The 9,114-nt window shown below is 65.8% G+C and carries 10 protein-coding genes and 3 pseudogenes; 8 read left to right on the top strand and 5 right to left on the bottom strand.

The features are described 5' to 3' along the window. The 3 genes from FNH05_RS38875 to FNH05_RS24385 all read right to left on the bottom strand — a co-directional run. Positions 1-384, bottom strand: a 384-nt coding sequence (locus FNH05_RS38875) for a hypothetical protein (RefSeq protein WP_222426697.1), incomplete at its 3' end; no start/stop codon positions are given. Next, positions 381-1,895: a PrsW family glutamic-type intramembrane protease gene (locus FNH05_RS24390; RefSeq protein WP_144591039.1), complete on the bottom strand. Its 1,515-nt coding sequence runs from the start codon at positions 1,893-1,895 to the stop codon at positions 381-383. The genes FNH05_RS38875 and FNH05_RS24390, both read right to left, overlap by 4 nt. Before the next feature lie 24 nt (positions 1,896-1,919). Next, a complete protein-coding gene (locus FNH05_RS24385) occupies positions 1,920-2,219 on the bottom strand; it encodes a hypothetical protein (RefSeq protein WP_222426696.1) in 300 nt (99 codons plus the stop codon). A gap of 130 nt (positions 2,220-2,349) precedes the next feature. On the opposite strand from FNH05_RS24385, the gene FNH05_RS40085 reads away from it, so the two are divergent. From FNH05_RS40085 to FNH05_RS40080, 7 genes and pseudogenes are all read left to right on the top strand, one after another. Beyond that, positions 2,350-2,829: an EsaB/YukD family protein gene (locus tag FNH05_RS40085; RefSeq protein ID WP_425458486.1), complete on the top strand. Its 480-nt coding sequence runs from the start codon at positions 2,350-2,352 to the stop codon at positions 2,827-2,829. Positions 2,830-2,869: 40 nt separating this feature from the next. Beyond that, complete coding sequence (locus tag FNH05_RS24375; protein WP_186382711.1) at positions 2,870-3,109, top strand: hypothetical protein; 240 nt, start codon at positions 2,870-2,872, stop codon at positions 3,107-3,109. A 77-nt stretch (positions 3,110-3,186) separates the two neighbouring features. Further along, positions 3,187-3,678: a YfbM family protein gene (locus FNH05_RS24370; protein WP_186382710.1), complete on the top strand. Its 492-nt coding sequence runs from the start codon at positions 3,187-3,189 to the stop codon at positions 3,676-3,678. Positions 3,679-4,555: 877 nt separating this feature from the next. Next, on the top strand, positions 4,556-4,852 hold the full coding sequence (locus tag FNH05_RS24365) for a reverse transcriptase domain-containing protein (RefSeq protein ID WP_144591041.1): 297 nt from the start codon (positions 4,556-4,558) through the stop codon (positions 4,850-4,852). After that, a pseudogene (locus FNH05_RS24360) lies at positions 4,770-5,311 on the top strand (IS701 family transposase); the annotation flags it as partial. The gene FNH05_RS24365 and the pseudogene FNH05_RS24360, both read left to right, overlap by 83 nt. Before the next feature lie 475 nt (positions 5,312-5,786). Next, positions 5,787-6,179 (top strand): hypothetical protein, encoded by a 393-nt coding sequence (locus tag FNH05_RS24355; protein ID WP_144591035.1) that lies wholly within the window; start codon positions 5,787-5,789, stop codon positions 6,177-6,179. A 335-nt stretch (positions 6,180-6,514) separates the two neighbouring features. Further along, positions 6,515-6,820 (top strand): annotated as a pseudogene (locus FNH05_RS40080) (winged helix-turn-helix domain-containing protein); the annotation flags it as partial. A 130-nt stretch (positions 6,821-6,950) separates the two neighbouring features. Here the strand turns inward: FNH05_RS40080 and FNH05_RS24345 are convergent. Both FNH05_RS24345 and FNH05_RS24340 read right to left on the bottom strand, forming a co-directional pair. Further along, complete coding sequence (locus tag FNH05_RS24345; RefSeq protein ID WP_144591034.1) at positions 6,951-7,991, bottom strand: Hint domain-containing protein; 1,041 nt, start codon at positions 7,989-7,991, stop codon at positions 6,951-6,953. 192 nt (positions 7,992-8,183) lie between these two features. Beyond that, a complete protein-coding gene (locus FNH05_RS24340; RefSeq protein WP_246127920.1) occupies positions 8,184-8,651 on the bottom strand; it encodes a MarR family winged helix-turn-helix transcriptional regulator in 468 nt (155 codons plus the stop codon). A gap of 117 nt (positions 8,652-8,768) precedes the next feature. On the opposite strand from FNH05_RS24340, the pseudogene FNH05_RS24335 reads away from it, so the two are divergent. Beyond that, positions 8,769-9,114 (top strand): annotated as a pseudogene (locus FNH05_RS24335) (dioxygenase); the annotation flags it as partial.

The following is a 9,114-nucleotide window of genomic DNA, read 5'->3' as shown; positions in this document are numbered from 1 at the left end:
GTCCAGACCGGCGCGCGACGGCATGGGCCCGACGGTCGGGTTCTGTCCGGGTATGCCGGCTCGCTGGGACATAGGACCGGCGGAGCCGGTTACTCCAGGTAAACCGGCGCGGGGATTAGCCGAGCGTTCGCCCGGACTGGGCACTCTGCCTCCCAGCACACCCGCCGCTGCTGCCGCTGCCGTCGCCGCCAGTGCCGCCGCGTCGGCGGCGAACGTCCCGATCTGGGATGCCCCCTCGCACTCGCCGCTGCTGGACGACCCTTGCGATCCGGTCTGGTACTGCACCGGGTCACAGGGGTCGGTGGCGGCCTGCGCCGTCTGCGGCAGGAAAAGCCACAGCGCGAACGCCGTCCCGACGACGGCCGGTATGCGTCGGATGATCATGACACCACCTGGAGCGGCTGGGCGGACGGGAATTGTTGTTTCTTGAGGCGGACAACCCGGTCGCGCAGTACCCGGACGTCGGGATCGAACCGATCCTGCGCTCCCCGGTCCCGATTCCACCTCGCAAGGCCGAGCTGTAGCTGCGCCTCGTAGAGACGGCCTAGCCAGAGATAACCCGCCGGGCCAGCGACCTGCAAAGCCTTTAGCCGCAAATAAAAGCGGCGCCAAGGACGCAGGAGGACCGCGACCTCCTCCGGGGTGAGGGCGCCGAACCCGGTCTCCGCCTCGTCGGCCAGCTCGACCGCGAGGCCCGCCGCCTGATCGCGCAGGCCCCGTCGCAGGAGTACCAGGTAGAGCAGCACCAGTGGTCCCTGGAACAGCAGGAACGTGAGCGGAGCGAGGACCAGCGTGTGCACGGTCGGGCTCGGCGAGAACCAGTCCACCTCGTGTTGCGACCACGTCGTGAGGAATACGTCGTTGGCGAAGTGCCCGCCGATGCCGACCGCGAACCCCGAGACGATCGCCAGCCGTCTGCTTCGCCGGTCACGCAGTTGCCTGGCGATGCCGAAACCGGCGCCGATCGCGGCGGTGAACGCCATGTGCGCGGCCAGCAGGCCGAGTGACTGGCGCATGAAGTACTGGGTTGCCCCATGCGACTTGGCCATGTACGCGGCGGCCTCACCCAGGTTGAACCCGATGCCTGCGGCCGCCCCGAGCACGATCCCCGAGACCACGTTGTGCACATACCGGCGCAGCAGCAGGTAGACGACTGCGACCACGACAGCCTTGCCGACTTCCTCGAAGACACCGGCGACCAGCACCCCGCCCGCGGTGATCTCGAGCTTGAACTTCGCCAGCTTGAGGACCATGTCCTGAACTGAGGTCTGTTCGTTCATGCTCGCCATGCCCGCCATGCTCGCTGCCGCGCTGAAGTTCGAGCCGTAGTCCTGCCACCACTGCTGCATCGATCCGCCGAAGCCGCCGCCCACGAACAGGCCCCCGGAAGCCACGGATACCAGCAGCCACACGGGAAGACGGCCATAGCGCTGCATCCGGTGCACCAACCAGAGTGCGTACGCGCTGCTCGGCAGACAAAGCAAGATCAACCCGAAATGCCCGAAGAAGTTGTCCAACGACCAGATTGGATAAGGCAGCACCAGAGCAGCCGCGGCCAGACCCTGCCATTTCCACGGTTCCCAGGTGGTGCGGCCGAACAGCCAGATCGTCAGGGCTGCGGGCAGGCTGATCAGGTAGCACCAGAAGGAGACCTGGTACCACAGGATCGTGGGCTCCGGTCCGACGAGTCCAGGAGCCTGAAGCCACGGGTTCAGCCAGCCAACCCAAGCGTGTGCCGGCTCCTCCGGATATGTCGGCCGGCACACGTCGACAATGATCTGCACTGCGTAGACCGCGGACAGGGCTATCGCGATGAACAGCACTGCGCGCATCCGGTTGTCCTGGGAACCGGGCCTGGGCAGGTGGGGCTGATCAGCCTGAGGGGCCAGGATCATGTCGTCCTCGTCAGAGCATGGGAGTCAGTAAGTGGGAAAGTCAGACGGAAGGCTGGTCGGGAAATCCGACGGCAAGTTGGTGGGGAAACCGGACGGCAAGTTGGTGGGGAAACCGGACGGCAAGTTGGTGGGAAAACCGGGCGGCATCCTGGGGATTCCGGTCCGACCGACACCCGGGACCGTGGGCAGTGTCGGCGTGGTGTTCGGCCCGAAGTCCACCACCGCGGCCACCACGACCACCACTATGGCGGCGAGGCCGCAGCCAGCGATGAGCCGTAGATGGGGTAGCCGCTGGTAGCCGTCCGGCTCCTTCTCTTGCGTCACCCGTGCGAGCTTTCCCCAGCGAACATGAGGTTTCAATGACAGGGGTGGCGCACACCTGGATGGCTGAGCCCGCGCAGCAGGTTCCTGCCTGGGCCGTCTGTTATGTCATTGCACGGTCGAAGCTTGTCCTATGCAGGCAGTCGGCCTGGTCAGAGTTGCACCTTCGGCGTCCTGGCGGAAGAACTTGCCCGAACTCACCGCTTGCGGCCAGGTCCGACCCGCGGCGTCGTATCCGGCCGCCAGGCCGTTCGCGGCCAGGTCCTCCGGCCATCGCTGGCCGGTCAGATCGTGGCAGCTGCGCCGACCCGACGGGACGGTGTTCGAACTCGGCCGCACGCTCGGCGCGCACCAGGTGCGGGACGGCGAGATCTTGCACCTGGCGTTGGCGCGGACCACCTGGCCGGAGTCGGAATACGACGATGTGGCGGACCGATCGCCACCGGCGCCGGCCATGCGGGCCGGGTGTAAGGGCCACGGGATACTCGCGTGGCGGGGCTTCCGCCCGCGACAGTCCTGCTCGGCTTGGTCGCGGTGCTGCGCGCGGGCCCTCCGTGGACGTCGCCAGCGTTGTGGGCGCTGGGTACGGCCGCCTTGTTACTGGGGGCCATGATCGCGGTGTTCCGGAGGTTTTCGATCCACAGTGGACAATATTGTCCGCCGTGGGGAATTCCGGCCGCAGCGCGATCACCGTTGCGCTCGCCGGGCCGATGATCGTTGCCAGGTATGGCATTCCCGGGCTGCCCGCCGAATGGCTCGGCCGGCTCGAACACCGCGATCTGGTGGAAACCGGCGCCGGCGACGCGTTCCGGCATTTCTCCGGCCGCCCACCGCTGACCGACGCCCGCTACGCCGCCGAATGGGCTGCCCGTTATCCGCGGGATACTGTCTGAACCGGCCGGATACCGGCGGATGGCGCGAACCTGCCAGGACGGTGTGCCCGGCCTGCCGGGTGGCTAGCCTCGGCGCCATGGGAATGGTTGTGGAGCTCATGCGGTTGAGCCCGGACGAACTGACCTCCGCGCGAGCTGTCGCCGCCCTGCCACCGGGCGTCGATGAGGAGGAGATGCTCTCCGACGGAACCAGGCGCAGGCTCAGCATCGACAAGGCGTGGGACGGAATCAGCTTTCTGCTCACCGGAGATGGTCTGCTCGATGTGGACGACTTCCATCCCCTCAGAAACATCTACCTCCCCATGGAACGCCTTGTCCTCGACCACGAATGGTCCGTGTTGGAGCCGGCCGGAGTGGTGGCGGTCAGCGCCGCGCTGGCGAGCGTGTCCGACGACGAGCTACGGGCGCGATTCGATCCCGTCCGGATGTCGGAACTGGACCTGTACCCAAACATCTGGGACGACCCGTCGGAACTGGATGAATATCTCCTGCCCTACATCCGGGAACTCCGCGAGTTCTATGCTTGCGCCGCCCGCCGGGGCGACGCGGTGATCAGCATCCTCGGCTAGTACGGCAGCCGGTGCGCCCAGTGATCAGGAGGTGATCGTCCAGCGGTTGTGACCTGGTCTGAAGCTCGTCGTCGCTTGCCGGTGTGAGTCCGGTCCGGGTAGCTGCCAGGAGGCCCGGTAGCAGGCTGGCGGCTTGGTCTGGAAACGGGCCGGGTCGAAGCCCAGCGTCGAAAGCCCCGTTGGGGGAAGCAACTGAGCGGTCCGTAGCGGATAGCGAAGCCTGCCGCGTCGTTAGACATTGAGGGAGAGCCGAGCCGTGCGGCTCACGGTGAAGGCCATGGAAGCGGTGAAGATCCTGGAAGGGCAGCCGCGAGGGACTCCTCGGCGTACGAGGGCGCGGAACGTTCAGATAGCGGCGGCGGGAACTGGGGAGGCCCTCCCCGGTCGGAGCGTCCTGCGTGTGGCGTGGAAAGGCTCGTCCTATAACCGGTGTGGAGCCGGGAAGTGGTTCGGGTGCCGGGAGGGAGTCGGAGGCGGCCATATTACTGATCGAGCCGGGCGGACAACAGAACCGCAGGTGAGGGAAGGGCCGCTGCTTCGTTCGTGCGTTATGTCTGGAAGGAGGGGCCCGGTGAGTGCCGATCAGGCTAGTTCCACCGCGGTGGGGTCCAGGATGGACCCGGTTCGTGCTTTGCAGCATGCGCTTTACCGGTCGGCCGAGGCCGATCCGGGACGACGGTTCCACGCGCCTGCGGGACAAGGTCTATCGCAGAGACGTCTTGTGGCGGGCGTGGGTCGCGGTGCGCCGTAACGAGGGTGCACCGGGCGTTGACGGAACCACTCTGGACGATGTCGAGGAGTACGGCATTGACGGCTTCTGGACGAAGTCGCCGAGGATCTCCAGGAGGGGAGGTGGCGTCCGTTGTCGGCCCGGCGGGTGTTGATTCCCAAGCCGGGCGTGAAGGAACGGCGTCCGCTGTCGATTCCTGCGGTCCGGGACCGTGTCGTGCAGGCCGCGTTGAAGATCGTGCTCGAGCCGGTCTTCGAGGCTGATTTTCTGCCGTGCAGCTTCGGGTTCCGTCCGAAGCGTTCGGCGCACGATGCCCTGCAGGTCCTCATTGATGAGGCGTGGAAGGGCAAGCGGTGGGTGGTGGAGACGGACATCGGCTGGAGCTGGGGCGAAAGGACATCGCTTCTACGACTGGGCCCTGGCCGAGATCGATCCCGGTGCTGACGTGGCCGGCATCGCTGGCTGCTGATCCGGCGCAACCGGCGCACGAAAGAACTGGCGTTCTACCGCTGCTACGCACCCGACCTGGTGGCGCTGCCCGTTCTGGTGCGCGTGGCCGGAACCCGCTGGCGTGTCGAGGAATCTTTCCAAACCGGCAAAGGCCTGGCCGGCCTGGATCAGCACCAAGTCCGCCGCTGGACCTCCTGGCATCGCTGGACCATCCTGGCCATGCTCGCCCACGCCTTCCTCACCATCGTCGCCGCGACCGAACGTGCCCGAGAAACAGCATCGCCTGGCTGGATTCCACTAACCTGCAACGAAGTCCAGCACCTCTTCGCCACCATCGCCATCACCCCGACCACCAACACCGCGCATCGGATGCGCTTCTCACACTGGCGCAGACACCACCAAAACCGAGCCCGCCAAGCCCACTACCAGCGACAATCCACCCAAGAACCATGACCATCACGATCTACGACTGGAGTATTAGAGTGCTGCGCATGACGAGCTTTGGGACGGTGCCAGGCCCACCCCCCGACGGCAGCCCGCCAGCCAAGCAGCAGCGCAGCTACGGTGCGGGGCCTCGCGCCGGGCTGTGCGCTCCTGAGCCGGACGCGCCGGACCGGCCGGCGTCGTCCGCGGCGCCGGGTGCGTGCGTGAACGGGCTGCACTGCCGGCCGCACGCGCGGCCGAGCGCCGGCTGGCAGGGGGTTAAACGATGTCGATGAATGGTGAGCCGGGACCGGCTGATCCGGACGTCGCTCCGCCGTACGATGAGCGGTTTGCCAGGCCGAGCGGAGGGGGCTACGGTCCGGCCTACCCGGGAGCCGGTCCGGCCTTCGGGTACTGGCCGGGACTGGCCGGTGCGCGGCCGCCCACGCATCCCCGCAAGTCCCACACGGGACTGATCATCGCTCTGGTTAGCGGGTTCTGTGCATTGCTGCTGGTCGGCGGCGCGATCGTCGGCTACAACTCGTGGCGGGGTCACCAGGCGTCCCAGCGCCGCTCAGAGGAACAGGCGACCCTGGCGCTCTACGAGCGGATCGGGCGGCCGACCGGCTTCACCGAGCAGGGTTCGCCGCAGTTGAAAGCCGCCACGTGGCTGTTGGTCACCTGGACCGCGCCGTCCGGGCAGGGCGACCCAGTCGCCGCCACCGAGTCCTGGCTTTTGGGACACATGAGGCCGGACCAGCTGAGCAAGGACAACGTGGAGCGCGCGTACCGCGAGGGCGCGCCGTTCTTCATCGAAGACCAGGGGCCAGCGAACATCGAGGTGACGCTATCGAGTACGGCGTCGACGTACCGGATCGACGTGTCGATCACCCGCTGACGGCGCTGCGGTTGGGGTCGAGATTGCCGGGTCGGCGGGACTGTGTGCCTTGGCTTGGGCGGCCGGTCCGGCTGTACCTGTCCGCTGTCCTGCGCTGGAGCGGAAAGTATCTGAAACTCCCCGCTCCGCGCGGAAAAAGTCCCGGGAGGCAAACGCCTTCCGGACTTTTCGCGTGCGCCTGGCGGGAACGAGTGTCGATCACCACAAAAAACGCGCGTTCCTCATCGCTTGACATCCCCCGCATTTCTGCGGCAAGCCGCTCGGGCGGCTGGTAGTTTGAAAAATTTGACAAACAGCCGTGCCGAAAAGCACTCGGCGCGGTTGAAGTTTTTTTGGTGACTGTCCAGTATGGAAAACGCGCGCCCGGCTCGCCCGCTAATTCGCCAGTCGGCGCCCTGTGGATCCACCTGGACACCCGAGAAATCTGGCTGCACGAACGACATGTGCCGACCACGGCCAAGGAACTCGACCTGCTCCGCAAGCTTGCTCTGCGCCCCGCCGAGGTGCATTCCCGCAAGGAACTCATGGCCAGGGTGTGGCACTGTGACGCACGCGTGCCGGGTCGGACGCTGGACACCCACGTCAGCAGCCTGCGCGCCAAGCTCGGTTCGAAGAACTGGATCGTCAACGAGCGCGGTGTCGGCTACCGTCTCGGTGCGAGGTGTGCCTCCTGTGGGGTTCGGCTCCCAAACGTGCTGATGAGGGTTGTCGTGGTTTTGCGGCCGTCCATGGTCGGTAAAGTCAATGTCTCGCACCGGCTTGCCCTCGGCGTCAAACTCGCGCGCCTGTGGATAACTGCCGCTTCGGCCGGGGCGAGTTCCGAGTTGGGCGTGGCGCGCCAACATCAGGGAGAGGGTTACCACACTCGTCGCGGGGTAGTGGTCGATCGGGGAAGGCCGCCCCCGGACCGCAACTGTTGTGGACGAGGATCGGGGTAGTGCCAGCGTAGTAGGTATGGATTCCGCCTATTCGGAGGTTGTAAGCGGTGAGGTTGCGCTGGTAGATGCGCAGGTTGGTGACGGTGATAAGGGAGCCGTAATCTGTGAGGACTTGGTCACCAGTGTGGAGATCGATGGCGTAGGTGAAGGTGTGGGTGGTGGCGTCCCAGATTGGGTGATGGTCAGTGGCAGTGAGGGTGGCTCCATCGCTGGTGGTGATGTCGACCATGACGTGAGGGCCGGCGTGCTGAATGAGGGCACTGACGGGCCGGGCTTGGGTTTGCCCGGTTTCTGGGTCCGCGGCTAGCACCGAGTCACCAAGTTTGACTTGGTTGTAGGGTTTTTCCTTGCCGTCTGCGAGAGTGACGGGCGTATCTCCTGTGAAGCTGTTTACACTGCAGGACTCGGCAGCATCCGCGGCGGCACTTTCCGCACGCTCACCCTCAAGGAATGCGTTGGCCCCTTCTATGGCTCCATCCACAGCCACTTTCCCAGCGCTGAGTTCACCGTAGACGGGGATCACCCAGCCAGCTGTGGTCACGATTCCATTGAGGCAGCCAACAACATTAAATTTGTCGATACACGAATTTTGAATGCCCTCCAGTCCGGACGCCTTATACAGAAAGTTCCCGACAGAGCCGAGGAAATTCGTAAACCCGTTTCCTCTTGGCCTTTTCGGCCCAATAGTCGCCTGGCCTGATGTTAGAGGTCCTAACAGAATGATCTTGGTGGTGTGGTATTGATCTTGCCGGTTGTTGATCTTCTGGCGGGAGGTTGTGGTGGCCCAGCATCGGCCGTGGGACGTTGAGGACGGGTTGTGGGAGTTGGTCGAGCCGTTGTGCGGATGCAGCCTCATCTGCTGGCGCCGACTCAAGATCACCTCATTGTGTTAGGAGTTCTAACACCAGTCGCGCCGCAATTCGCCGCAGGGCGGATGTGGCCGGGCTTGCGGAGGAACTGATCGGTCTGCGCAGCGCGGTATCCACCTCTGCCTGGACCCGCTGCTGGCCCGCGTCCACCATCCCGTCGAGGCTGCGAGCGCTCAGGGGCGATTCCACCGCTCGCGTCACCCGCCCTCGATGGCACGGGTGACGCGTCGGCTGATCTCACCCAACTGCCGCTGCTGCGCTTTGGTCAGCGCGCCGAACACCAGTCGCTGGACCTCGTCGACGTGCCCGGGAGCGGTGGCGACGACTTTGTCCCACCCGGCCTCGGTCAGCTCCGCCAGTGTGTAGCGACCGTCCGCGGGATCGGGCGTCCGGCGCATCCAGCCCTGTTTCTCGAGCTTGGCGACCACCTGCGACAGGCGTGGCAGTGAGGCCTCGGCCTGCGTGGCCAGCTCCCCCATCCGCATCGTCCGTCCCGGCGTCATCGACAGCGTCGACAGCACCAGATAGTCGAAGTGGCTGATGCCCGCGTCCCGGCGCATCTGGGTGTCGAGCGCGCTGGGCAGGCGGAGGATCAGGCCGACAAGCGCCCGCCAGGTGTGCTGCTGCTCGTCGTTCAGCCAGCGCGGGTCCTGAGCACCTTCCACGACCCGAGCCTAGCTTCACGCCTGAAGTGAGCCCACCCCGCGCACACTTGAAGGTTGAACTGACCAGCCCTAGGCTGTCACTTAAACCTTGAAGTGACTTCCGATCCGAGGCCCATCATGACCAAGTCCAGTGACGACCTCCTGTCTCCCGTGCAGCCCGCCCACGCCTACGAACAACTGCTCGCACGGGTGCTACCCCAGGCCCGCGCCCAGCGGAGGTGGGAACCGGTGGACGGACCACTGCCCGCCCTCTTCGTCAGCCACGGCTCCCCCATGACGCTCGACGACCCGCGCTGGCTCGACGACCTGTTCACCTGGGGACAGTCCATGCCGAAGCCCAAGGCCATCGTCGTGGTGTCCGCGCACTGGGAAGACGCGCCGATCGCGCTTTCCGCGTCGGCGGCCGGCACGCCGCTGTTCTACGACTTCAGCGGCTTCCACCCGCGCTACTACACCCTCGAGT

Origin of the sequence: Amycolatopsis rhizosphaerae, from assembly GCF_007713715.1 — a bacterium.
Classification (GTDB): Bacteria; Actinomycetota; Actinomycetes; order Mycobacteriales; family Pseudonocardiaceae; genus Amycolatopsis_E; species Amycolatopsis_E rhizosphaerae.
Note: the sequence above shows the minus strand (reverse complement) of the source record. Positions and strands in the feature narration are given on the sequence as shown.